Source organism: Pseudoalteromonas sp. TB64, assembly GCF_000498095.1.
Classification (GTDB): Bacteria; Pseudomonadota; Gammaproteobacteria; order Enterobacterales; family Alteromonadaceae; genus Pseudoalteromonas.
Window position 1 is genome coordinate 1 of sequence record NZ_AUTQ01000061.1, and the last position, 25059, is coordinate 25059.

Genomic DNA, 25059 nt, shown 5'->3' on the forward strand with positions numbered 1-25059 from the left:
ATAAAGAACCAGTCTGGCCTGCCAGCACTCAGGAAGCGAAGGGTCTTGTTTTCTGGCATGCGCAGATACACTCATCTCTACTTTGAAGTCATGCTCAGAGTAAGATTCAATGACGGTGTATTGCGTGTTGCTTTTAATCGGGACCATCCAGTGCGACTGTGGGTGTTGCTTACGCCAATTAATCAGTAGCTCAGCGCTGAGATAACATCGGTCAAAAATAGTTAGACTGTTATTACTTACATGACTAAATAACTGCTTTGCGTAGTTCACCTCACCTTGATAACTGGGCCCGAAGGCAACGTGGTGTATCAACCGGCTACGCAAGGAGCTTAAGGCGCATAGGCGTACAATAGGATATTCTGTATGACGGTTTTTACTGTGCTTAATATAGTGAAAGTGCTCAGCAAGAGCAGGTGTATCAGGTGCACGAAATTGCGTTCCATCGACAGAAAATAACCGGAGTCCATACCACGTATCATCAGCATCTTCTTCTTGTGTCCAATGGGCTGCACATAGGTGAAATAAGGCTTGGAGGGGGTCGCTACTGAGGCGCTGTCTCGCTTGAGGAATAGCACTTGGAGCAACCGTATCGCCCAGGGTATCAGTGAGTGTTAAATCTAACTTCTCAACAATGTCACTAATAGAGCGGTCGCGAAAAAGACCCATTGCAATGATAAGCCAGACGACAAGCTCAGCAGGTAACTTACGTTTGCGAATACTTGCTTTATCGGTCTGCTCGAGCACATTAGAAATCCACTCAAGAGGGATATGTTTCTGAAATGTAGATAAAGAGTCAGGAGTGGCGAATATATCCGTATCAAGTAACCAATGACTAAGCATAAAAATACCCTCATAATCAAAAGATGATAAGGGTATTGTGAAGCAACCAAAAGATCGGTCAACCGATCAAAAATACCTTAACTGATCGGTGTTAGCTTTTAAAAGCGGCTTTTCATTTAATTCTTAATACTATTTTCGTTTAGTCGGTTTAACACGTTGATTGTGTTTTTTAACTGCTTTACGAATCTGATTAATTTTAGCACGTTTATCTTTGCGCTTTTCAGGCATAACAGAAAGCTTAGTTTGTGTTTCACGACCTAATTTAACTGTTTTACGTAAATAGTTAACGGTTTCTAAATCGTATTCTACCCATCCGCCTTGTGGCACGCGCTTATCTAATTCTAATTTGCCATAACGGATACGAATAAGACGAGATACTTCAACATCTTGTGATTGCCACAAACGACGTACTTCACGGTTACGTCCCTCGTTTAAAGTTACATTATACCAACGGTTTATACCTTCTCCGCCCATTGGATTAACGCTCATAAACTTAGCAGGACCATCTTCTAACTCAACACCACGGGTTAAGTTTTTAATCGTTTCGGCAGTCACTTCACCAAATACACGTGCAGAATATTCACGCTCTACTTCGTAACTTGGATGCATTAAACGATTTGCTAATTCACCATCGTTGGTAAAAAGCATTAAACCCGATGTATTAACGTCTAGTCGACCAACAGCAATCCAACGCTCGCCATCAATACGAGGAAGTCGGTCAAATACAGTACGTCGCCCTTCAGGGTCTTTACGGGTACTTAACTCACCTTCTGGTTTGTTATACATAATTACACGACAGATTCTGTCTGCTTTTTCTTCAATTTTTACAGTGTGTCCGTCAACACGAATTAAATCAGTTTCCTCAACACGGTCACCTAGCTTTGCCACTTTACCATTTACACTAACGCGGTTTGCATCAATGTATTTTTCCATTTCACGGCGTGAGCCTACGCCAGCACGGGCTAGGACTTTTTGTAACTTTTCACCTTGTATAATACTCATTCGGATGGTTCTCTCACAGAAGGATCACTTAATAACTGGTTTATTTTACTCTGCTGTTGCTCTGGCAAGGCAGGTAAGTTATCTAAACCCATTATCGAAAAATAATCTAAAAATTGCTTAGTAGTTGCATATAAAGCCGGTTTACCCGGAACCTCTTTATGCCCTACCACTTTAACCCACTCTCTTTCGAGTAAGGTTTTAATAATATTTGAGCCGGTTGTTACACCTCTTACTTGCTCAATTTCGCCACGTGTAATCGGTTGTTTATATGCAATAAGCGATAACGTTTCAAGTAATGCGCGCGAATACTTAGGCGCACGTTCTTGCCAAAGGTTATTTAACCATGGGCTTAAACTACTACATGCTTGAAAACGATAGCCACTGCCAACTTCAACTAAGCGAATACCACGGGTTTGAAAATGTACTTGTATTGTTTCAATGGCATCGTTAATTCGCGCCATCGTAATAGCCAAATCAGCTAAAACAGTGTCTTTAAGGTGACGTTTACTGACAGGTTTATCTGCAACAAAAATCGCCGCTTCAATGATTTCAATTAATTGCTCATCACTAATTCGCCGACCCGCCATACACACTCTAAACAAATAAAAATACACAGCCATCTATTATGCCAGAACAACACTAAACTAGGAAAATATATCTATCAATTTACCTAATTTAAAACACAAAAAAGCCAGTGAGTGTCACTGGCTTCTAACTTACTCTTTAAAACAACAAATATTAACTGTGTTTAATCGCTTCTAATGCGTCATCTTCAGCTACTGCGTTACCGTATTTTTTAATGTAACCCATAAACTCGCTCTTGCTGATGCGCTTATCTTGGTTTTTATCCATATAACCAAAATGATTTGAAATATCATCATCATTGCCTTCAACTACAGAGATATAACCATTACTGTCGTTATCTAAGCTTGAAAAGCTGCTTTCAATTTTATCAAATTTAGCAATTTCTGCTTTAAAAGCCGATTCGCTAACCTCAGAATCAGTTGCTACTTTTCCAGTATTAAGCTTCATGTAAGCATTAAATTCTTTGCGGCTTATTTCGTTATCCATGTTGGTGTCAATATTTGAAAAATGACCCCAAATGCTATCGTCATCGGCTTCAACTTTAGAAATAAAACCATCGCTATCGTTATCTAAACTTGCAAAGTCGCTGTCTATTTTCTCAAGACCTTGATTAGATGAACAAGCTGCTAAGCTTAAAGACGCTAAAATAGTGGCTGCTAATGTTAACTTTTTCATAAGACGTATCCTTCGTAATTAATTAAATGTCACTCTATTTAATACAAGTCTGATGCCAATTTAAAATTGGTCAATAAAATCAGTTGGATAGCATTAGTAAGGTTATTTATCAAACAAACTCATATACTTACATAATGAAAGGTTTGCAGAATGTCTTGTAATTTTTGCAAAAAAATACCCAGTACATAAATATATACTGAGTATTGTTTTTATTTAATGATGCTAATTAACTTAAAATCTGATTAATAAATTAATTGGAGCATTTATTAGATAGCAGCGTTATGGTAGCGCTTAACAAAGTCGGTTACCTTTTGACCATTACATTTTAATGAGTCTAAGTTGCCTATTTTTTGACGAACTGGCGCTAGACCTTGCTTTAAAGCAGTCATACATAATTGTGTTTCTTGTTGAGCATCTTTTGCAAACACTTCAACCTTAGTCGTTGTTACTTTATTAAAAGTTTCTTTTTTAGCGATATCCCGAATATCTTCACCGTTACACAAAATGCTTTGTGAAAAGCGTGATAAATACACACCATGAAGAGCAGCTTCTTTACGAGCAGCAGTAAAACCTTCATTTGCGCTCAATACGCATAACTTAGATTCAATTTTATTGTCTTCGCTAAAGTAAGTATTGCTTTGTGCAGAAACAGTCGTTGATGCTAAAAGTGCAGCGGCTAAAATTAGTTGTGTTTTCATGAGAGATCCTATTTGAACGAGCTAACTAAGTAATTTCGCGCATTATATAGCCAACAATTAACATTTCAACTGAATTTTTTATTTATTTAAAATATTAATACTGCATTAACAATGTTTGATCTTTAAACACCATTTGATCAACATTTACGCAGCTATTTCCTCATTTCAGCCATGTTATGTAGGTGTATTTACTGATACAATTTATCTTATTAAATAGAACTAATTTAAAGGTAAATTCTATGAAAGTGATTTCTTTCAATATCAATGGTCTGCGTGCTCGTCTTCATCAATTACAAGCTATTATCGATAAACATCAACCAGACGTTATTGGGTTGCAAGAAATTAAAGTTCATGACGAAGCGTTTCCACTAGAAGATGTTCAAAAAATGGGATATCACGTTTATTTTCATGGGCAAAAAGCGCATTACGGTGTAGCTATGTTATGCAAAAATGAACCTAAATCGGTCTTAAAAGGCTTTGCAACCGATACAGATGAATCACAAAAACGTATGATCAGTGTCACTGTAGAGCAAGAAAATGGTCGTGATTTAACCGTAATGAATGGTTATTTCCCGCAGGGCGACAATATAAATCACGAAACTAAGTTCCCCTATAAACGCCAATTCTATAAAGACTTAATGACACACCTTGAAACCAACCATACGCCAGAGCAAGACGTCATTGTTATGGGCGATATCAACATATCACCTACTGATTTAGATATTGGTATAGGCGATGTAAATGCTAAACGTTGGTTAAAAACAGGTAAATGCTCTTTCCAACCAGTAGAACGTGAATGGCTAGCTACACTGCTTAATTGGGGCTTTAAAGATACCTTTAAAGAACAAAATCCAAATACAGACGATCAATACTCTTGGTTTGACTATCGCTCAAAAGGTTTTGTAGATAACCGTGGTCTTAGAATAGATGTAGTGCTTGCGACTAACGAATTAGCTGCGCGCTGTATTGATACCGGAATTGATTACGAATTACGTGGTATTGAAAAGCCTTCAGACCACGCGCCTATTTGGTCAACATTTAAAAATAATTAATATGTTGAGCTTACAAGTACAAGGACTGCTTTGGGCTGTTGTTGCTATAGCTAGTTTACTCAGCTTTGATAAGGCTACCTATAAAGCACTTTATAGTACACCTGTTCGCCAAACAGGTGTACTTGCGTGCGCGCTCGTGTTTGCCATTTTATGGCGAATAAAAGCAGGCATACTAACAGGGCTAGATTTACATATTTTAGGCGTAACCGCAGCCACATTAATACTAGGCTGGCGCCTAACTATTTTAAGTAGTTTACTTGCCACTGCCCTATTAGCTAGTTTTGGGCAAATTGAGCCCGAATTACTGCCAGTGCAAATACTTATTGGTGCATTTATACCTATAGCATTGAGCTATTTAGCTTTTATTGTTAGCTATCATTATTTACCACGCCACTTTTTTGTTTATATTTTTGTTTGTGCTTTTATAACAGCAGGATTCATAGCATGTATTAAAATTGCTTTAGGTGCGTTATTTTACCTTTCTATTGGTCAATATAATTGGCAAGAACTTACAGATAACTACGTTTATTTAAGTGCAATAATCTGGTTTCCGGAAGCGATGTTAAATGGAATGGCTATTACTATAATGATCACTTATCGCCCGCATTGGGTAAAAACTTTTTACGATAAGGACTACCTAGACTCATGAGCCTTGAATATCGCTGCCCTCTGTGTAGCAACCCTCTTATAAGAACAAGTAACACACTTAGCTGTGAAAACAGACATAGTTTTGACTTTGCAAAAGAAGGGTATGTAAATTTATTACCTGTGCAACAAAAAAACTCTAAACAACCAGGCGACTCACTAGAAATGGTTCAGGCTAGGCGTGCATTTTTAGAATGTGGCTTTTACGCATTTTTACAAAGTGCACTAGGTCAAATAATTAATACACTAAATGCCGACAATATTATTGATTTAGGATGTGGTGAAGGATTTTATACTCAAGCAATCGCAGCAAACACACAAGCTAATGTGTATGGTGTAGACATATCAAAGTCTGCAATTAAATACGCCGCAAAACGCTATAACAATTGCCATTTTAGCGTTGCATCAATAAGCCAAGCTCCGTTTAAAAGCCAATTTGCTGATGTATTAATAAGTGTGTTTGCACCATTATTTGATCAAGAACTAGCAAGGCTAGCAAAACCAGGCTCAACACTTGTTGTAGCAAGCCCCGGCCCTTGGCACTTAAAAGAACTAAAAAGTTATATTTATTCAAGCGTAAATGAACATACTCAAATAGATATACCAAATGAGTTTATTCAAACTGATCAAATACTACTAACCGAACAAGTAATGCTTAACTTTAACGACGTTAAAAACTTAATTATGATGACACCATTTGCGTGGAAATTTAGACCCGAGCACTGGCTAGCGCTCGAAGAAAAAGGTGAGCACCATGTCACCTTATCATTTTATGTTACTCAGTTTACCAAAACTGCTGGCGATGTAGCTCTCTAAAATTGCTCTTTAGTGAATGCTTTATCCATTTTATCAAACATGTCATTAAGTAAGTTAGCAAGCTCCAAATAACGGGGCTTGTTTTCATTTAGCTGGGTTTGATAGCCATTGGCAACCATTTTTGTATGAAGTTCGTTATACCATTTATGCATAGCAGGCTCTAAGGGAGTTTGCGCCCGTTTTCCCAACCACAATAATCCCTGTAGAGGTAGCGATATAAAAAATAACGCGCTAGCGATCGCTTGAGGTAAAAAATCAGACCCTAAATAATTTAACTGAAAAAATAACGTAAACATGGCTAAAATAGGCATAACTGTAATAGCAAGTTCGGTTGCCTTAATAACTTTAAACTCAGCAAATAAAGGCGCGAGTTCTTTTCGCATAGGCCATTTTTTTGCATACAGTCGACCAGTTTGTACCTGTGACATTACACTTTTTTGAATCATAACTCCTCACCTATACTGCTAAAAACACGATAAATAAAACGGGTTATACTTAAAGTGTAACACAATTTAGCACGGTTTCACTTTCTCTTTAAAAGAGCTTAAATTTACTCTAAAGCATACAATCCTAACTTAAATACCTTAATTAAGGTAAAGTATTTAACATTACGTTAACGGCTTTGCATTTGATCACTTAATTGTTTTAGCTTTATTTAATACCCTAGTTACAGTGATTACGTATTAACTGCTCACTTACTAAATTTTGTTTATGGGAATTGAAACTATGCCAACAACCTATCCTAAATCACAACACGTTTTAGTGCTAAATAGCGGCAGCTCTAGCTTAAAATTTGCCATTATTGATGCAAATAATGGTCACGAAATTATCTCAGGTTTAGCTGAACGCTTAGGAGGCGAAGCGCCCTCTATAAAGTATAAATACAATGGCGCTAAAACCACTATTGATTTAAAAGCAAATCAAGCACACGAAGAAGCAATTAATACGCTAGTAACATTAATAAAAACACATAAATTAGATGAGCATTTAATTGCGGTAGGTCATCGTGTTGTTCACGGTGGTGAAAACTTTATCAAATCAATACTTATAGACGAAGATGTTATTTCGGGAATTACCCAAGCAGCAACACTTGCTCCTCTGCATGGTCACGCTAATTTACTAGGAATTTCATCTGCAAAAACATCTTTTAAAGGGTTACCTCAAATTGCCGTGTTTGACACCGCCTTTCATCAAACTATGGACGAAGTAGCTTATCTTTATGCCCTTCCCTATAAGTTGTATACCGACTTTGGCGTAAGACGTTATGGCTTTCATGGAACAAGTCATTGCTATGTTGCAGAGCAAGCAGCTCAATTGTTAAATCAACCCTTAGAGCAAAGTAACTTTATTAGCGCTCATTTAGGTAATGGCTGCTCTGTATGTGCAATAAAAAATGGTAAAAGTGTTGATACAAGTATGGGTTTAACGCCACTCGCTGGTTTAATTATGGGTATGCGCAGTGGCGATATAGACCCTGGCTTGTTTAATTTTTTAACTACACAACTAAATTATAGTGCGCAACAAATTGACGATTTATTAAATCAAGAAAGCGGTTTACTGGGAATAAGTGGTCTCTCTAATGATTGTCGTACAATTGAGGAAGCATCACTTAATGGCAATCAAAGAGCAACGCTAGCGCTTGATATGTTTTGCTATCGCCTTTCAAAACAAATTGCAGCTTATATGGTGCCTTTACAACGCCTAGATGCTGTTATTTTTACTGGCGGTATAGGTGAAAATTCAGATCTTATTCGTAAAAAAGTAATATCTCAACTTGCCTTTTTAGGCATTGATTGCGACGAGCAAGCTAATCTTAATGCGCGCTTAGGGCAACAAGGTATTATTAGCTCTGAAAAAGCAAGAATTAAAGCTATCGTTATGCCTACAAATGAAGAATGGGTAATAGCAAACGATGCTGCAAACATAGTAAAGGAGCTTTAAAATGGCACGTCGTATTATGTTAATTCCTGTCTCTACAGGTGTAGGTTTAACTTCTGTGTCTGTTGGTTTAGTGCGAGCGCTTGAGCAAAAAACCGTTAAAGTTAATTTTTTCAAACCAATTGCTCAGCCACGCTCAGGTGAAACCGGCCCCGAAAAATCCACACAAATAGTAACTCAAGGCTCATCAATTAACCCTCCTACACCCTTCGCACTTGATTATGCAGAGCAAATGATTGGCGATGGTAAAGGCGATGATCTGTTAGAAGAAATTGTTGAACGTTTTGAGAGTAAAATAAACGACGACGAAGTAGCCATTATCGAAGGAATGGTAACTACTCGACGACAACCTTATGCTGGGCGCGTTAATCGTGAAATAGCACAAACACTCGGCGCCGAAATTGTATTTGTACTTACACCGGGTAATTACAATATTACACAAATAGAAGATCGCCTTGAAATTGCCGCCGGTAATTATGGCGGTATTGACCATCCAAGAGTTCTAGGCTGTATTTTTAATAAAGTAAATGCACCACTTGATGAAGAAGGCAGAGCTCGCGCCGATTTAGTCGATGCGTATAAACCAGAAGAGCTTAAAAACGAATTAAAGCGCTTAGCTGCTTTACCTATTTTTAGGAAAAATTCGTTTATGTTACTTGGTGCCATCCCGTGGGACTTTGACCTTGTAGCACCTAGGGTAAAAGATTTGAGCGCGTACTTAAAAGCCACAATTATAAACGAAGGCGATATGCTTCACCGCCGCCTGCGTCGTATTACTTTTTGCGCTCGAACTGTTTCAAATATTTTGAATTACTTTACGCCAGGCGCGTTGTTAGTTACCCCAGGGGATCGCTCAGACATACTTGTTGCAGCGTGTTTGTCAGCAATGAACGGTACAAAATTAGGCGCCATATTATTGACCGGAAGGTATGAGCCTGAGCCAAGAATTATGGCGCTTTGCGAGCAAGCTATGCAAACAGGTTTGCCTGTACTTGCAACCGAAGCCGACACTTGGCGTACGTCGTTATTGCTGCATAACTTTAATATGGAAGTACCAAGTGATGACGATCAACGTATTGAAAAAGTTAAAAACCATAATGCAGAACATATTAATTCAAACTGGTTAGATACATTAGCTAAAAATGTAGGTAAAACACGTAAATTGTCACCACCCGCATTTCGTTACTTATTAACAAATAAAGCACGCAAGGCTGGTAAAACAATAGTCCTGCCTGAAGGAAACGAACCTCGCACTATAAAAGCCGCCGCTATATGTGGTCAACGTGGTATTGCTAAAACGATATTACTTGGCGATCGCGAAGAAATAATGCGCATTGCTGAACAACAAGGTATAGAACTAAACGAACATGTAAGCATTATTGAGCCTCAAAGCATTATTAATGATTATGTTGCCCCAATGGTCGAAATTCGTAAAAGCAAAGGATTGACTGCGGTTGTAGCACAAGAGCAACTACAAGATAACGTAGTGCTTGGCACTATGATGCTCGAGCAAGGAAAAGTAGATGGTTTAGTATCTGGCGCTGTTAATACCACTGCCAATACAATACGCCCGCCATTACAGTTAATTAAAACAGCACCGGGCTCATCGCTTGTATCATCTATATTTTTTATGCTGCTACCCGATCAAGTATTGGTATACGGGGACTGTGCTATCAACCCAGACCCAAATGCCGATCAATTAGCTGATATAGCAATTCAATCTGCTGACTCAGCTGCAGCATTTGGTATTGAGCCACGCGTTGCCATGATCAGCTACAGTACAGGCACATCTGGCACAGGTGCCGATGTTGAAAAAGTACGAGAAGCCACAAAAATAGCACAACAAAAACGTCCTGATTTAATTATTGATGGTCCACTTCAATACGACGCTGCTATTATGGAAAATGTAGCACTCAAAAAAGCACCTAACAGCCCTGTTGCAGGCAAAGCAACTGTATTTATATTCCCAGATTTAAATACAGGTAATACAACCTATAAAGCCGTACAACGTAGTGCCGACTTAATAAGTATTGGTCCAATGCTGCAAGGTATGCGTAAACCCGTTAATGATTTAAGCCGTGGTGCTTTAGTAGATGACATTGTATACACAATCGCGCTAACAGCTATTCAAGCGGCTCAAGCCGAAGCACTTAATTAAGCGCCAACACTAACATGTGTTTTTTATAGCCTAGCTGTTATTTATTTAATAATTAACTAGTTAGGCTATTTATACCCAGCAACCCCCACAGTTATCCACAGAAATTGTGGGTAAGTTTTTACTCCCTTCTTTTATCTACTTATTTACTGCTGAGTTAGTCGTTGTTACACCTTTAATTTAAAGCCAATAATCTATACTATAAAGCTATTAATATTGCTGTTTAGCAGGTTTTTAATGTCAAAACAAACATTACAATTACACAGCACCATTTTATCTATACATAGTTTAGATATAGATGCAGACATACCTGCGGCACTTTTAAAGCAATCTCTGTTTTTTATTTCTAAAACCCACGATGAGCTTTCAATTGTGTGTCCGAGTAGTTTTGAAATAAAATGCCTTGATACCGAACCAGACTGGCAAGCCCTGGAAGTTGTAGGTCCACTGGGTTTTTCGTTAACCGGAATTATGGCTAATATTTCAGGAGTATTGGCACGCGCTAAAATTTCTATATTTTCTATTTCAACTTACGATACTGATTATATTCTCATTAAAAAACACACAGTAGATAATGCTATTACCGCATTAAAAAAAGAGGGTTATAACGTGGTGGTAAATTAGCTTATGAAAGCAAAAAAAATTGACTATTTAGCTCAAAATAAAACACCTCTTAGCGCAATAAATATTACCAGCCCGTTTTCAGGTAAAGTAATTGAACTAAAAGAGCACCCAGAGCCTTTTTTTCGTTTTGGAACACTGGGTCCTGGCATTATGGTACAGCTAACAAGTCATAAAATTTTAGCACCGTTTGACGGTACTTTATTACAAGTAAAAAACGCGGGCACTGAGTTTATTTTACAAGCTAAAAATGGTTTAAAAGTTCTGATAAACTTAACTATTCCTGATTCGCAATCAATTACGCACACCCACATAGCCCAGCTAAATGGGAGTAAAATAAATAAAGGTCAACGCCTTGCTTACTTTGATTTACGTGAATTAGATGCCCCAATGCTAGCAAGTTTAATTTTACTTAACGGACACAACCTCGGCACATTTCATTACTCACATTCGCATGTAAATGCGGGTGTAGATACTCTATTAACTATTATTAAGAAGAAGTAGATATATGATCACTCTATACGGCATTAGCAATTGCGATACGATAAAAAAAGCTAAAAAATACTTAACCGATAATAACGTTGAGTTTACCTTTCATGATTACCGCAAAGATGGCGTAAATGAGCAAATGGTGAGTGATTTTGCAGATAAACTCGACTGGGAGCAACTTGTTAATAAGCGCGGTACTACTTATCGTGCATTAACAGATGAGCAAAAACAGAGTCTAACTAAAGAAAGTGCAATACCACTTTTAGTGGAACAACCAGCAATGATCAAACGCCCAGTACTCGTAAATAACGGCAGCTACCATTTAGGCTTTAAAGCAGCTCAATACGATGAGATATTTAAATCATGAAAGATGACGTAATTAAACTCGCTCAAGCACTCATTCAGCGAGAATCGGTAACACCAGAAGATGCTGGTTGCCAACAAATGATGAACGACCGCCTTGCTGCAGTTGGCTTTAATATAGAGTCGTTATTTTTTACTGATACATTAAATACATGGGCACGAAAAGGCACACAATCACCACATTTCTGTTTTGCGGGTCATACTGACGTTGTACCAACAGGTCCTGAAAAAAACTGGCAACACCCACCATTCTCAGGGTTAATAAAAGACGGCTTATTACATGGTCGTGGCGCTGCTGATATGAAAGGCTCATTAGCGGCAATGCTTGTAGCAACCGAGCGTTTTGTGACTAAAAATCCAGATCATAAAGGCTCGATTTCTTTTTTAATCACCTCTGACGAAGAAGGACCGTTTATAAACGGCACAACACGTGTAATAGATACACTAGAAGCCCGTGGTGAAAAAATAGATATGTGCCTAGTAGGCGAACCCTCTTCTCGCGATGTATTAGGTGATGTTGTTAAAAATGGTCGCAGAGGATCACTTACTGCTTACTTAACAGTTAAAGGCATACAAGGTCATGTTGCCTACCCGCATTTAGCTCAAAACCCAATTCATTTAGCAACGCCAGCACTTACTGAGCTTAGCCAAACAGTATGGGATAACGGAAACGAATATTTTCCTGCTACTAGCTTTCAAATTTCGAATATAAATGGCGGCACTGGTGCTGGTAATGTGATTCCGGGGGAATTAGAAGTACAGTTTAATTTTAGATTTAGCACCGAAGTAACACATGAGCAATTACAGCAACGTGTGAATGACATTTTACAAAAGCATAATTTAAATTATGAATTAAGTTGGATAGTAAATGGCTTACCTTTTATTACCGAACACGGTCCACTTGTTGATGCCACAGTCAATGCAATTAAATCTGTAACCGGTTTAACCACTAATCTAGAAACCACGGGTGGTACATCAGACGGTCGCTTTATTGCGCAAACAGGCGCTAAAGTAATTGAACTTGGACCACGTAACGCCACTATTCATAAAATAGATGAATGCGTAAGTACCGATGACTTAATAGCCCTTGGCGACATTTACGAGCAAATACTAGAGCAACTTTTAGCATAATGGATTTAAACCAATCAACACCAATACTGTGTATTACAGGTCAAAGTGATACACATTTAACTGATATACAAAATCATCGTTTGCATAGCAACATTATTAGCGACTTTTTAGCGTTACAAAGTGCAGCAAAAAATGCGGGATTTGAGCTCACGATTGCATCAAGCTTTCGTGACTTTAATCGTCAATCAATTATTTGGAATAATAAATTTTTAGGTATTCGACCTGTTTTTAATAAACAGCAAGAAATTGCAAATTTGAGCGACCTAAGCGATATAGATAAATGCATTGCTATAATGCTCTACTCTGCATTACCTGGGGCAAGCAGACACCATTTAGGTACCGATTTAGACGTGTTTGATAAAGCAGCCGTGAACGACGATTATAAACTACAGCTAACACCCGATGAATATCAGCAAGGCGGTCCATTTGCTCCTTTAAGTAACTGGTTAGATGACAACTTGGGTAAGTTTGGTTTTTATCGTCCCTATCAACACGATTTAGGCGGCGTAGCACCGGAGCTTTGGCATATAAGCCATATTGAGCAATCACAGTTATTAGTGAATAGGCTTAGCGAACAAGTACTTTTTGAATGTATAAAAAAGAGTGAATTGCAGGGGAAGCAGGCAATACTTGATAACTTACCTGCAATTTATGCACGCTTTGTAACTAACGTAAGCCCCCCACAAAAGGAAGGCTGACGTAAATAATATTAAACTTTCTTTTTATTTAAAATAAATACCAGCACCGCGCCTAATATTAACGAGCTTGCTACAATAAATTCCATTGTTACTTGCTCTGATAAAAACAACACACCGGCAATGGCTGCAAGTACAGGTACACAAAGCTGCACTACAGCAGCTTGTGTACTTTTAAGTAATGGCATTGCCACGTACCAAACGCTATAGCCAATGCCAGAAGCTATCGCACCTGAGGCACACGCAAGCAATATGCCTTCAATACTTACATTTGGTAAATGGCTCATACCAACTAATAATAAAATAGGTATAGCAACTAAGCTTCTTATAAAATTAAAACCTGTAGTGCGCAAAGGCGATACACACACTTTACCTCTAATGCTATAAATGCCCCATGCCACACCACTTAATGCCATAAGCGATGCACCCAGTAATGAAGGCACAGCTGCAGATGGCAGCATTAAATACACAAAACCACCCAGCGCGACTATAAATGCACACCATTGAAGCACACTTAACTGCTCTTTTTTATATATTCCCCAACCAATCATGGTTAACTGCACCGCAGAAAATAAAATAAGTGCACCGGTGCCTGTATCTAGCTCTACGTATGCAATCGAAAAACAAAGCGCATAAATAAGGAGGCTAATACTGCTTCGCCAGCTTCCTTTATCGCTTAAAATTGCAGAGTTAAATGCACCTTTACGCTTTAAGTTATGGGTATAAATAGCCATTATGATACCCAAACACGCAGCACCACTTAGCAAACGAATAATAGTAAAATTCCAGGCATCTATATAGCCTTCGGCTAAAGCCATTCTGCAAAAAAGAGAGTTTGCGGCAAATGCAATTAAAGCAATGATTGTATACAGCGTAGCTTTCAAAAAAATTCCTTAACAACAAAACGGATAACAGCGTTATTTAAGTTACCTAAGCAAGTAAATGCTATCTAATTATTGAACAATTATAGTAATTCAAACCCAGTAAACTACTTACTGGTGAGCTTATTTAAACAGGATTATCATTACTGTGCAAAGAGTGTGTTTTGTTTTGATAAATTAAGTAATATTTTTAAAATTAATACTTAATTATTGAACGTATTTTTCAATATAAAGATCTAAATCTCAAACATTTAGTACTTGTATCATCTAAAACAATACAACCTATACCGAGTAATATACCCATTAACACACCGATGAAATTGTTCATTATGTATTCTTTTTAGGTGTACCGTATTTAACAAGACCAATAAAGCCATTTAAGTATTTCAACTTAGTTTATTAAAATTAAAAATTCACGTTTTGTTCACCAACGTTACTCTACGATTTCTTACAATGTTTCGTACATTAAACCCAAAAATATATGTTAATGTGTGAAAGTAAATTAAGAGGAGTGCTCAGTGCGCCGCAGTATAATTTTAAGCTTTTGTTTTATTTTAAGTGGTTGTAGCACCATAGGCTTTAGTGACCTATTTAACGACTATGCCACCCAAATGACACCGGTAAGAAATGCGATCGAGAAAAACAATATCGAAGAAGCACAGTCCCTTATTGCTAAAAATAGCACTATGCACAGTAGTTATCTTTTAAATCAGTTAGAGCAAGCTCGTATAAACGACTTAGCCAATAACCCTACTGATTCACAAAGTAAATTTGAAAACGTATATACGCAAATGCAAACTAAGCGCGAAGCAGCAAAAATACAGTTAAGTGCTGGGCTTGAACAAAGCAATGCACTGTTTACCAATGATTCAGCTATAACCTATGTGCCACCAGCTTATGAAATGAGCATGCTACATAGCTACAAAGCACTTAATTATGTATACAAAAATGACGTTGAAGGCGCTTTAGTAGAGATTCGCAGAGCAAATAAAGTACAAGTTGATGCGCGCTCAGAAAACCAATCAGCAATAAATTCAACGGTTCAAGAAGCACAACAGCATTATCCAAGTATGGGCAATGTTACCCGAGACGTAAAAAATGGCTTTCAAAATGCTTATACATTTTATTTATCGGCTTTGCTTTACCAAAGCGTTAAACAATATGACGACGCTTACATTGATTATAAAAAAGCGTTAGATATTCAGCCAAACAATATTTATTTACAACGTGATGTAATGCGCCTCGCTAAAAAACAAGGGTTTGACCAAGACTTAAGTGAATTTAAAAAACGCTTTAGCGATGCACCCAGCATACCGGTAAATCAAGGCGAAGTTATTGTTTTATTTGAACAAGGTTTAGTACCAAAGCAAGATGAATTTAAACTGCGTTTACCAATATACACTTCACGCGGTGATGCTCGTTTTTACAGCCTTGCTATGCCTGTATACAAAGATAATGCGTATATAAGACGACTCAATAACATAAACATAGATACAAACAGCTTAGAATTAAACCCACTTGTTCATATTGAAGCACTTGCAGCAAAAACATTAGAAGATCAAATTCCTGCCAAGGTGGCACGCCAAATTTTGCGCCTAATCGCAAAAGAGAAAGTTCGCGCAGAGCTAGCACGTAGCGCCGGCGATGTTGGGAATATACTCGCAAATATTTATAATTTAGCATCGGAGCAAGCCGACACTCGCAGTTGGCTTACGCTTCCAAATCAAATTAGTGTTGCAAGGCAAAGCCTAGATATAGGCGAGCATTCGTTACAAGTAGGTACTCAAGCGCCTATAAATTTTACCGTTAGTAAGCAAGGGTTAACGTTAATTTACCTAACCTCTGTTAATAACTACTTTAACTACCATGTAGTTCAACTCTAGGAGTCACCATGAAATACATAGTGCCATTATTTGCTGTTTTAATGCTTAGTGCATGTAGCAGCAAACCCGTTACATCAGGTATTGCCGTTGAACAAAATACAAATAAGTTTAACGAACAACTACGTGTTGATAATTCAGATTTAGGTAATAAGCTGGCTATTACTGACGTAAAAACACGTCAAACCAATCAGCTAACCGACGTGGTAGTCACACTTTCGAGTCAATATAAAAAATCGCAGTATCTGCAATATCAATTTAATTGGTTTGATAAAGATGGTTTTGTAATTAAAGGCAACCACTCGCCTTGGCAAGCACTTACACTATTCGGCTTTGCAAAAACACAATTACCGGGTTTAGCGCCAAGCTCTGATGCGGTCACCTTTTCTTTAGCAGTAAGAGAAGTATCTACCGAGTCACAAGAATTTAAAGATTAAAGGAAACAGCCATGATCATTAGTAAAAAATTTAAAACAGCATCAACTTATGCTTTAGTTGGTTTAAGTGCTTTAGTATTAAGCGGTTGTGCAAACAAAGCAGTAGTAAGCTACGGCGACGCACAAGCAGTAGAAACAACCGATATAAATTTTGGTTCTACCGACTTACAAAAAGTAGCGAGCCAAATGACCGACTCATTACTAAGCTCACCCGTTGTTGGCACAATGACCGCTAATAAACGCCCTATTGTATTTGTTGAGCGTATTAAAAACAAAACCAGTGAGCATATAGACACAGAGTCAATTACCGATTCTATATCTACACAAATGCTACGCAGCGGTAAGTTTAGATTTGTTGATATGACTCGTGTTGAATCAGTACGTGAGCAATTAACGTTTCAAAATGAAGATGCACTAATCAACCCAGCAACAGCCGTTGCATTTGGTAAACAGATTGGCGCGCAATATATGTTATACGGCAACCTATCAAGTATCGTTAAATCTAATGCCGATAAATCAGACGTGTACTACAAATTTACCATGCGTTTAATGGATATGGAAAGCGGCCTAGTTGAGTGGGCAGACGAAACTGAAATTCGTAAAACTAAAGAAAAATCAACCTTTGGCTGGTAGCTAATACCAATCTGCTTATATATGGGGTCTATTTAACGTTAAGAAAATTACGCTAGTACTAGGCAAAAATTTTTGTATTTAGTTGTTCTAAATAAAAAATTTTTAACGACGTTATAGCGCAATTTAATTCGTTAAATTGATCAAAGATTTATACAGGTTGGTATAAAAGGAGCAAGTTATGAAAGCAATTACTGTATTAATGTCCGTATTACTTACAATTAGCGCACCTACATTTGCTAAATACGAGCGCAACAAAGCAGTGCCTGTTCAGCAAGTTTTATTTGGTGACGTAAAATCGGTACGCAATATTACCGAACAAGAAATCATTCAAGACAAAAACAACGGCTGGAAAACCTTTGGCGGCGCATTACTGGGCGGTGTTGTAGGTAATCAGTTTGGTGGCGGAAGCGGACGCACTGTTGCCACCATACTTGGTTCTATCATAGGTGGTAACGTAGCGCATAATAGTCAGCAAAAAAGTCATTACGAACAAAGTCATTTTGTAGAGTTGTTGATACAAGTTGAAAATGGAGATCAATTTATGGTCGTTCAAGATCAAGACCAATCAATGCGTTTTAGCAAAGGTGACAACGTAAGATTAGTATACTTAACCGACAACACTGTTCGAGTAGATACCGCGTATTAAATAGTTATGTCTATTGACGTTTAAAACAAAAACGAGCCTAAATTGGCTCGTTTTTGTTTATTTATTTTTAAATTAAACTTGGCGGTAATCTTTAAAAAAGCGTTTCATTTTTATCATCGCATCCGACAAATCATCTTTGTTTGGCAAAAATACCAATCTAAAGTGATCAGGTTCTGGCCAGTTAAATGCCCTGCCATGCACAAGTAATATTTTTTCGGCTTTGAGTAAATCAAACATCATTTGCTCATCATCTTTAATATTAAAATGTGCTGTATCTACCTTTGCAAACGCATACAACGCCCCTTTTGGCTTTTTACAACTTATGCCCTCAATTGCATTTAGCCCGCGCCATGCAATATCACGCTGCTCGTATAAGCGACCACCAGGGTTAATTAAATTATCAATAGATTGCACGCCACCCAACGCTTGTTGTATGGCGTATTGAGCAGGTACATTAGCGCACAAACGCATAGAGGCAAGTATTTCTAAGCCCTTGCGTAAATCGTCCATTACCGAGGTACGCCCGCTTAACACCATCCAACCCATTCTTAGCCCAGCAGCTCGATATGTTTTAGCCAAACCGTTAAAGGTAATAATTGGTACATCATCGCAAAGCGAGCCAATCGATGTATGGGTTACACCATCGTATAAAATCTTTTCGTAAATTTCGTCACTCAACAACAATAATTTGTGTTCGCGCGCTATATCAATCAATTGCAGTAACAAATCATCACTGTAAACCGCACCAGTTGGATTATTAGGATTAATTAATACCAAAGCTTTAGTTTTTGAGGTGATTTTACTTTTTATATCTGCAATATCCGGAAACCAATCTTGTTCCTCATCACACAAATAATGAACCGGGTTACCACCAGATAATTTAACAGAAGCAGTCCAAAGTGGGTAATCAGGCGCAGGAATAAGTACTTCGTCGCCATTGTTTAATAGCGCCTGAGTAATCATTTGAATAAGTTCGCTAACGCCATTACCAATATAAATGTTATCAACATCTAAATTGTGTAATCCACGTTGTTGGTAATGCTGATAAATAGCCACGCGGGCTGAGTAGAGGCCTTTAGAGTCACAGTAGCCTTGGGCTGAGTATAAATTGCGGATAATATCGCGGTGCATATCTTCAGGCATATCAAAACCAAAGGCGGCCGGATTACCTATATTTAACTTTAAGACTTTTTGACCTTCGTCTTCCATTTTTTTAGCTTGTGCTAAAACTGGTCCGCGAATGTCATAACATACACCTTCTAATTTGTGACTCTTTTTAATATCAGACATTTTTACCTCTACTAGTGAGTCTTTAGACTAACCTAGTAAAGGCGTAAAATGCCAGCCTATTTAAGCGCTTAATACTGAAATAAATTCACGTTTAGCTTATATTTTTAACGAGATGCTAACCATTCATTTAGCTTAGTTTGAGAGCCAGTTACTTGCGCCATCAAACTATTAGACGCATCGATAGCTTCTGATAAGTTATCCATATTTAAATTTTGCTCAATAACACGAGAAACCTCAGCAAGGCTTGAAGCCCCAAACTGCGCCGCGTTAGACTTTAAGCTATGAGAATGACGAATAGCCGCTTCTCTGTCTTTACCAATGGTTGCCAAAACTTCAGACCCTAAACGTTCAAACTCTGTACAACAAAATTCAAGCGTATCAGCAAATTGTTCACCCAATAACGATTCCATACTTTCTAATGCTGATGTATCAATATTTATTTCTGTCATATTTAAAGCCCTTAAAAACAATCCATGTAAATTACAGTTTAATAGTACTACTTTATATTGATGCGTAAAAAAAACCAACTTAATTACCTTAAAAATGTATAATTATGAGGATCATACTGGCAACTAAAAAGTTTATTAAATGGCACGCACACTTTGTAATCAGTGTAACTTTGCACTCAACACCTGTATTTGCAATGCAATTACAAACACAAAAAACAAAGTCACGGTTATTATTCTACAGCATCCTAGCGAAGAAAAAATAGCAAAAAACACCGCTAAGTTATTGAATTTATGCTTAACTGATTGCCAAATAATCAAAGGTGAAAATAATAACGACTTTTCTATTCTTAAAACACTGCCAGTAAACTCTACCGTTTTACTCTACCCTAATGAAAGCGCTGTAAATTTAGACGACAATAATGTGCAGCCAAGTTTAAAAAATATTACGCACTTAATCGTTGTTGATGGCACATGGAAAAAAGCCTACAAAATTTTGCAGCTCACCACATTGCTAAATCAATTTAAAACGGTCAGTTTTAAACAGTTACCTAAAAATCGTTATGCAATTCGTAAAGCCCCCCGCGCCGACAGCCTATCCACACTTGAAGCCGTAGCGCATAGTTTATTTTTAATAGAGCAGCTAAATCCCGCACCACTTTACAATGTGCTTGATGAATTAATACAAAAACAAACCCAACACATGCCCGAGCACGTAAAAGCACGTTACTTAGATTAAATTCGTTACTATATGAAACTTGCAATGCGTAACTACCCAAACAGATTAAAGCGTGGATTTACTCGCCAAGGTCCCGACTATCGATTTGACGACCAAGTCGACTTTAGCGATATAAGAGACACCTTTGGTTTTAGGTCAATGGTGGTAGGTAAATGGGTAACTAAAGAAGAGCGCTATATTAGCGCCAATTTAATTTACGATGCTCTGGCCGACCTTGCACAAATACTGCATTTACCACCTAAAGCAATTGGCCTGCGCGGGAAGCTTAATTTTGCATTTGGTCATGGTGGTCAAAAAGGCGTGCAAGCGCATTATAATGCAGCCTCTCAAACGCTTGCTCTTGCAAAAAATGCAGGCGGAGGCGCACTTGCTCACGAATGGTTTCATGCGTTTGACCATCATATAAGCGAGCATTTATTTGCAGCAAAACCACGATTTGGTTTTGCCTCAAAACTATGGCTTTCAAACACACCTAATTTATCGCACCCACTTAATAATGCTTTAAACAGTTTTTATAAAAATGTATTTTTAGATGAGCACGGCGTTAATGCTAATAGCTTTGTACAAACATGCATAGAACACGATAAAGCACAAAACATGAATTATATGAGCATGCCAGAAGAACTTGCAGCACGTTGTTTTGAAGCGTGTATTGAGCAGCATTCAAATATAAAAAATAGCTTTTTGGTGGGAGGCTTACAAAGTAGTAATTTAATATACCCAAACGCTGAGCATATTAATAAAGCAAATGAAGCGCTTAACCAGTATTTTGAACTACTAGGTTATGCGCTTCATAAAATAGACGAGTAAACAATCCTAACCTTACAGCAAAAAAATCGTTTCTTCAACCATCCTTGCTTTTCAGCAAAACTGTGACGCTTCATTTAATCCTTATATACGCGAACGGCTTCTACAAAATCAGTTGACCATTACAACTTCAAAATATGTAATTACTAAGTCCATTTACCCAGCGCTTGTTTGTCACTTTGTTTAAACTCAACCCAATTTGATGAGTCTTTAAAATGCTCTTTTTTCCAAAACGTGGCGTGGTTTTTTAAATAATCCATTATAAATTGTGCGCCTTCGAACGCGGCTTGGCGATGGCGGCTGGTCACACCTACAAATACAATTTGCTCGCCAAGTGCTAAGTAACCAACGCGATGAATAATGCATATTCTCGCCAGTTGCCAGCGAGTTTGTGCTTGCTCTGCAATAGATTTAAGAAGTTGCTCGGTCATACCAGGGTAGTGCTCAAGCTCAAGTGCAATAACGTTGTCACCACTGCTGAACTCTCTTACCAAACCTGTAAAGGTGACAACAGCGCCATCGCTTTTATTATTACTACAAAGCGTATTGTGCTCGTTACCTACATTAAAATCATCGGTTTGTACTTGAATATGTATGCTCATTAGCCACCTGTAACCGGCGGGAAAAAGGCAAGCTCATCCCCTGCTTTCACTATTTCGTCGCTTGATGACATAGTTTGGTTAAGCGCTGCAAGTAGCTCACGCTCCTCAAGCCACGGTTGCCAATGCGGGTATTGGCTGACTAATCTTAATTTAAGCTCTGAAATACTAAGCGGCTGCGTAATCTCAAGGCTTAATTTACTGCACTTCAAGCGCTCTTTTAGTTGCCCAAAAAACAATAACTCTACTTTTCCGGCGCTAGATATAGCATCGTTTGGATTAATCGCGTTGCCAACTGCCATTTTTTCCCCCTGCTTTTTGAGTAACACGCATGCCACTAATTTCCATAAGTGGGTCGGCTGCTTTACACATATCAAACAAAGTAAGTGCAGCAACAGATACCGCCGTTAGCGCTTCCATTTCTACGCCAGTTTTACCGGCAAGTTTGCAGTAGCTGGTTATTTTAATTTGGCTGTTTGCTTCATCAAGTTCAAAATCAACAGCTACTTTAGTAAGTGCTAATGGATGACAAAGCGGGATTAAATCGGCGCACTTTTTAGCACCTTGAATACCCGCAATACGTGCCACGCCTAACACATCGCCCTTTTTGTTTTGATTAAGCATTACTTGCTCAAAGGCAAGCTTACTCATGCTAATAAATGCTTCAGCTGAGGCGTCGCGCAGGGTTACGTCTTTGAGCGATACATCAACCATATTAGCTTGGCCGTTTTCGTCAACGTGGCTTAACATACTATTGTTCACGCGATTCACACTTTTTACCAATGGTAATGTGCGGTGCAAAGTTACACGGTTTATGCATTGAGTTAAGTTGATCTTTTATAATGCCTGTCCACGCTGTTTTACATGCGCCTGTAGAGCCTGGCATACAAAAAATAACGGTGTTGTTAGCAAGCCCTGCCAGTGCACGTGATTGAATAGTTGAGTTACCAATTTCACCGTACGATATATGTCTAAATAGCTCACCAAAGCCGTCTACGCTTTTATCAAACAGCGGCGCAAATGCCTCAGGTGTTGAATCACGTTCGGTAAATCCTGTACCACCAGTCACTAAAATAGCGTGAATCGTGTCGTCGGCTATCCACTGCGATGCAATAGCGCGCATTTGGTAAACATCATCTTTTACAATTTCTTTATCCGCTAAGTGATGACCCGCCTCAGTTAGCGCTTTAATTAAGTAATGACCAGAAGTATCGGTAATCGCATCGCGCGTGTCGCTTACTGTAAGTACGGCAATGTTTAGAGGTATTTGTGTATCGCTTGTGTGGCTCATAATGTTCTTCTCAATTGGTTAATGCTTAGGTCAAAATGCTCATTTACAGCTTTAAATTGCGCCGGTGTATTGGTGTTTATTAATGCATGCGCTTTATTACATAAAAGCGTTTGCACACCAATGCTTTGGGTAAACTGTTTTATTGATTTATGACTGTTTGCGTTTGTGAGTATGTGTTTTAAATGATTTTTTACACTGCTTGTATTACGAATATACAGCGGTAGCGGTTCATTTTCAAAGTGCCAAGCATGTATTTGTGACTGATTTAATTGATTGCTCACACTTTGTACGTTATTTGTCTGAGAAGCCAGCACTATTGTGCTTAACAAACTACTCGTAAGCAGTGGCATATCTACCGCAGTAATAAGTAAATCGTGATCGGTGGCTATTAATGTTGAGTAAATTCCGCCAAGGGGTCCACTGTTTGGGTATATATCTTTAACGTACTTTTCTGAGGGATAATCGCTCGGCGAGTAATGGCTCGATGACTTGACTGGATTTGTAATATTGCGGCTTATCAGTATGTTTTTAGCGCCTGCGTCTTTTAATAAATCACACGCATTGTGCAATAGCGTTTTATTTTTTAAAACTAAATCGGCTTTGTCTGTGCCCATTCTTGATGACTTACCACCAGCAAGCACAACGCCTGTAAAATCTCGCTTAACTTTTATATTAGATTTTATATCAGCTTCTATATGACTATTCACATCAACTCCCATATTAGCCACCTAACATGGCTAAGTGAGTTGTCGCACCTGTTAAGCGTTTATCAAGCTCATGACTTATTTCTTTATTGCCCATAGCAGCTTGAATTGCCTTTACGGTCGCTGCAGTATCATCCTCGTTTAGCAGTTCGCGTAAATCTATACCTTGCTCGGCAAACAAGCATAAGTGTAATTTACCCAGCGCCGACACCCTTAAGCGATTACAACTTTTACAAAAGTCTTTACTGTACGGCATTATTAAACCAATACGACCATCGTAATCAGGATGACAAAATTCCTCAGCGGGTCCATTTAATTTCCCTCTAACTACTTGTAACCAACCTTGGTCGAGTAATTGTGCTTTAACCATTTGCCCACTTAAGTGGTTTTCTTCAAAAAAGGTTGCGCCGTCACCGGTTTCCATTAATTCTATAAAGCGTACCGTAACTTTGTGGTGCTTTACCCACGCTAAAAAATCCTTCAATTGGTTTTTATTAAACTGCTTGGCAAGCACTGCATTTATTTTTATATCTTTTATGCCCAGCTCTACCGCGCGTTCAATCCCTTTTAAAATAAGGTTAAGTTTGTCGTGCCCTGTTATGAGTTTAAACATACTCGGATTTAAACTATCAATACTGACATTAAGCGCATCAAGCCCTGCTTCAGCAAATTCATCAATTTTCTTTAATAAATTAAATCCATTGGTAGTAATGGCTACTTTTTCTATACCTGGTGTATTTTTACAGAGCTTTATAATATCGGTTACGTCGCTTCGTAAGCATGGTTCGCCACCTGTAATACGCACTTTTTTGGTACCTAACTCTGCAAACGCATTTACCAACGTGCTAATTTCGTTTTTATTTAAAAAATTACGCGGCGTATCGCACTGATACCCGTTTGGTAAACAATAACTACAACTAAAATTACATACATCGGTTATTGAGAGGCGCAAATAGTTAAACTGCCGACCAAATTGATCATTAAGCATATGCTTCCTTTTTT

The 25059-nt window shown here is 38.2% G+C and carries 31 protein-coding genes; 16 read left to right on the forward strand and 15 right to left on the reverse strand.

Annotated features, from left to right (window positions below):
- From L647_RS0102280 to L647_RS0102300, 5 genes are all read right to left on the reverse strand, one after another.
- Positions 1-840: IS4 family transposase (locus L647_RS0102280; RefSeq protein WP_024609746.1), on the reverse strand; the 840-nt coding region annotated here is incomplete at its 3' end.
- Positions 841-969: 129 nt separating this feature from the next.
- Positions 970-1842 (reverse strand): 23S rRNA pseudouridine(2605) synthase RluB, encoded by an 873-nt coding sequence (gene rluB / locus L647_RS0102285; RefSeq protein WP_024609757.1) that lies wholly within the window; start codon positions 1840-1842, stop codon positions 970-972.
- Positions 1839-2429 carry an SMC-Scp complex subunit ScpB gene (scpB, locus tag L647_RS0102290; protein ID WP_024609758.1) on the reverse strand — a complete coding sequence of 197 codons (591 nt, stop codon included), beginning with the start codon at positions 2427-2429 and terminating at the stop codon, positions 1839-1841. Before scpB ends, rluB begins: the two co-directional genes overlap by 4 nt.
- A gap of 151 nt (positions 2430-2580) precedes the next feature.
- A complete protein-coding gene (locus L647_RS0102295) occupies positions 2581-3102 on the reverse strand; it encodes a calcium-binding protein (protein WP_024609759.1) in 522 nt (173 codons plus the stop codon).
- 266 nt (positions 3103-3368) lie between these two features.
- Complete coding sequence (locus L647_RS0102300; RefSeq protein ID WP_024609760.1) at positions 3369-3800, reverse strand: hypothetical protein; 432 nt, start codon at positions 3798-3800, stop codon at positions 3369-3371.
- Positions 3801-4039: 239 nt separating this feature from the next.
- Here L647_RS0102300 and xthA point away from each other — a divergent pair, with 239 nt between their 5' ends.
- From xthA to L647_RS0102315, 3 genes are read left to right on the forward strand one after another with little or no spacing between them, the layout of a single operon-like run.
- Positions 4040-4852: an exodeoxyribonuclease III gene (gene xthA / locus L647_RS0102305; protein ID WP_024609761.1), complete on the forward strand. Its 813-nt coding sequence runs from the start codon at positions 4040-4042 to the stop codon at positions 4850-4852.
- A 1-nt stretch (position 4853) separates the two neighbouring features.
- Positions 4854-5501, forward strand: a complete 648-nt coding sequence (locus tag L647_RS0102310; protein WP_024609762.1) for an energy-coupling factor ABC transporter permease — start codon at positions 4854-4856, stop codon at positions 5499-5501.
- The gene (locus tag L647_RS0102315) at positions 5498-6313 is read left to right on the forward strand and encodes a putative RNA methyltransferase (RefSeq protein ID WP_024609763.1); all 816 of its coding nucleotides are present in this window, start codon (positions 5498-5500) and stop codon (positions 6311-6313) included. Before L647_RS0102310 ends, L647_RS0102315 begins: the two co-directional genes overlap by 4 nt.
- On the opposite strand, the gene yfbV is transcribed toward L647_RS0102315, so the two are convergent.
- Entirely contained in the window at positions 6310-6756 is a 447-nt protein-coding gene (gene yfbV / locus L647_RS0102320) for a terminus macrodomain insulation protein YfbV (protein WP_024609764.1), read from the reverse strand. The genes L647_RS0102315 and yfbV overlap by 4 nt on opposite strands.
- Positions 6757-7039: 283 nt before the next feature.
- Here yfbV and L647_RS0102325 point away from each other — a divergent pair, with 283 nt between their 5' ends.
- From L647_RS0102325 to L647_RS0102355, 7 genes are all read left to right on the forward strand, one after another.
- The gene (locus L647_RS0102325) at positions 7040-8254 is read left to right on the forward strand and encodes an acetate kinase (RefSeq protein ID WP_024609765.1); all 1215 of its coding nucleotides are present in this window, start codon (positions 7040-7042) and stop codon (positions 8252-8254) included.
- A 1-nt stretch (position 8255) separates the two neighbouring features.
- Positions 8256-10409: a phosphate acetyltransferase gene (pta, locus tag L647_RS0102330; RefSeq protein WP_024609766.1), complete on the forward strand. Its 2154-nt coding sequence runs from the start codon at positions 8256-8258 to the stop codon at positions 10407-10409.
- A gap of 234 nt (positions 10410-10643) precedes the next feature.
- The gene (locus tag L647_RS0102335; protein ID WP_024609767.1) at positions 10644-11030 is read left to right on the forward strand and encodes an ACT domain-containing protein; all 387 of its coding nucleotides are present in this window, start codon (positions 10644-10646) and stop codon (positions 11028-11030) included.
- A 3-nt stretch (positions 11031-11033) separates the two neighbouring features.
- Complete coding sequence (locus L647_RS0102340) at positions 11034-11531, forward strand: PTS glucose transporter subunit IIA (protein WP_024609768.1); 498 nt, start codon at positions 11034-11036, stop codon at positions 11529-11531.
- A 4-nt stretch (positions 11532-11535) separates the two neighbouring features.
- Positions 11536-11883 (forward strand): ArsC family reductase, encoded by a 348-nt coding sequence (locus L647_RS0102345; RefSeq protein WP_024609769.1) that lies wholly within the window; start codon positions 11536-11538, stop codon positions 11881-11883.
- Entirely contained in the window at positions 11880-13010 is a 1131-nt protein-coding gene (dapE, locus tag L647_RS0102350) for a succinyl-diaminopimelate desuccinylase (RefSeq protein ID WP_024609770.1), read from the forward strand. Before L647_RS0102345 ends, dapE begins: the two co-directional genes overlap by 4 nt.
- Positions 13010-13708: a M15 family metallopeptidase gene (locus tag L647_RS0102355; protein ID WP_024609771.1), complete on the forward strand. Its 699-nt coding sequence runs from the start codon at positions 13010-13012 to the stop codon at positions 13706-13708. The genes dapE and L647_RS0102355 overlap by 1 nt, the downstream gene beginning before the upstream one ends.
- An 11-nt stretch (positions 13709-13719) precedes the next feature.
- Here L647_RS0102355 and L647_RS0102360 read toward each other — a convergent pair whose 3' ends face one another.
- On the reverse strand, positions 13720-14589 hold the full coding sequence (locus tag L647_RS0102360; protein ID WP_024609772.1) for a DMT family transporter: 870 nt from the start codon (positions 14587-14589) through the stop codon (positions 13720-13722).
- Positions 14590-15104: 515 nt separating this feature from the next.
- Here L647_RS0102360 and L647_RS0102365 point away from each other — a divergent pair.
- From L647_RS0102365 to L647_RS0102380, 4 genes are all read left to right on the forward strand, one after another.
- Positions 15105-16469, forward strand: coding sequence for an adenine DNA methylase (locus L647_RS0102365; RefSeq protein WP_024609773.1), 1365 nt, complete (start codon positions 15105-15107; stop codon positions 16467-16469).
- An 8-nt stretch (positions 16470-16477) separates the two neighbouring features.
- Entirely contained in the window at positions 16478-16903 is a 426-nt protein-coding gene (locus tag L647_RS0102370; protein WP_024609774.1) for a YcfL family protein, read from the forward strand.
- Positions 16904-16914: 11 nt separating this feature from the next.
- Positions 16915-17535, forward strand: coding sequence for a penicillin-binding protein activator LpoB (gene lpoB, locus L647_RS0102375; RefSeq protein ID WP_024609775.1), 621 nt, complete (start codon positions 16915-16917; stop codon positions 17533-17535).
- Positions 17536-17713: 178 nt separating this feature from the next.
- Complete coding sequence (locus tag L647_RS0102380; RefSeq protein WP_024609776.1) at positions 17714-18181, forward strand: glycine zipper 2TM domain-containing protein; 468 nt, start codon at positions 17714-17716, stop codon at positions 18179-18181.
- A gap of 72 nt (positions 18182-18253) precedes the next feature.
- On the opposite strand, the gene L647_RS0102385 is transcribed toward L647_RS0102380, so the two are convergent.
- A complete protein-coding gene (locus L647_RS0102385) occupies positions 18254-19471 on the reverse strand; it encodes a pyridoxal phosphate-dependent aminotransferase (protein ID WP_024609777.1) in 1218 nt (405 codons plus the stop codon).
- 104 nt (positions 19472-19575) lie between these two features.
- The gene (locus L647_RS0102390) at positions 19576-19920 is read right to left on the reverse strand and encodes an Hpt domain-containing protein (protein ID WP_024609778.1); all 345 of its coding nucleotides are present in this window, start codon (positions 19918-19920) and stop codon (positions 19576-19578) included.
- Positions 19921-20059: 139 nt separating this feature from the next.
- Between L647_RS0102390 and L647_RS0102395 the strand changes: the two genes are divergently transcribed.
- Both L647_RS0102395 and L647_RS0102400 read left to right on the forward strand, forming a co-directional pair.
- On the forward strand, positions 20060-20656 hold the full coding sequence (locus L647_RS0102395) for a tRNA-uridine aminocarboxypropyltransferase (protein ID WP_024609779.1): 597 nt from the start codon (positions 20060-20062) through the stop codon (positions 20654-20656).
- A gap of 24 nt (positions 20657-20680) precedes the next feature.
- Positions 20681-21466, forward strand: a complete 786-nt coding sequence (locus L647_RS0102400) for a CLCA_X family protein (protein ID WP_024609780.1) — start codon at positions 20681-20683, stop codon at positions 21464-21466.
- 143 nt (positions 21467-21609) lie between these two features.
- On the opposite strand, the gene moaE is transcribed toward L647_RS0102400, so the two are convergent.
- The 6 genes from moaE to moaA are packed head-to-tail and all read right to left on the reverse strand — an operon-like array spanning position 21610 to position 25045.
- Positions 21610-22065: a molybdopterin synthase catalytic subunit MoaE gene (moaE, locus tag L647_RS0102405; protein ID WP_024609781.1), complete on the reverse strand. Its 456-nt coding sequence runs from the start codon at positions 22063-22065 to the stop codon at positions 21610-21612.
- The gene (locus L647_RS0102410; protein ID WP_024609782.1) at positions 22065-22364 is read right to left on the reverse strand and encodes a MoaD/ThiS family protein; all 300 of its coding nucleotides are present in this window, start codon (positions 22362-22364) and stop codon (positions 22065-22067) included. Before L647_RS0102410 ends, moaE begins: the two co-directional genes overlap by 1 nt.
- On the reverse strand, positions 22342-22812 hold the full coding sequence (moaC, locus tag L647_RS0102415; RefSeq protein ID WP_024593775.1) for a cyclic pyranopterin monophosphate synthase MoaC: 471 nt from the start codon (positions 22810-22812) through the stop codon (positions 22342-22344). The genes L647_RS0102410 and moaC overlap by 23 nt, the downstream gene beginning before the upstream one ends.
- A 1-nt stretch (position 22813) precedes the next feature.
- On the reverse strand, positions 22814-23353 hold the full coding sequence (moaB, locus tag L647_RS0102420; RefSeq protein WP_024609783.1) for a molybdenum cofactor biosynthesis protein B: 540 nt from the start codon (positions 23351-23353) through the stop codon (positions 22814-22816).
- Positions 23350-24072: a molybdenum cofactor guanylyltransferase gene (locus tag L647_RS0102425; protein ID WP_050581964.1), complete on the reverse strand. Its 723-nt coding sequence runs from the start codon at positions 24070-24072 to the stop codon at positions 23350-23352. Before L647_RS0102425 ends, moaB begins: the two co-directional genes overlap by 4 nt.
- Before the next feature lies 1 nt (position 24073).
- Entirely contained in the window at positions 24074-25045 is a 972-nt protein-coding gene (moaA, locus tag L647_RS0102430) for a GTP 3',8-cyclase MoaA (RefSeq protein WP_024609785.1), read from the reverse strand.
- Between the last annotated feature and the right edge of the window lie 14 nt (positions 25046-25059).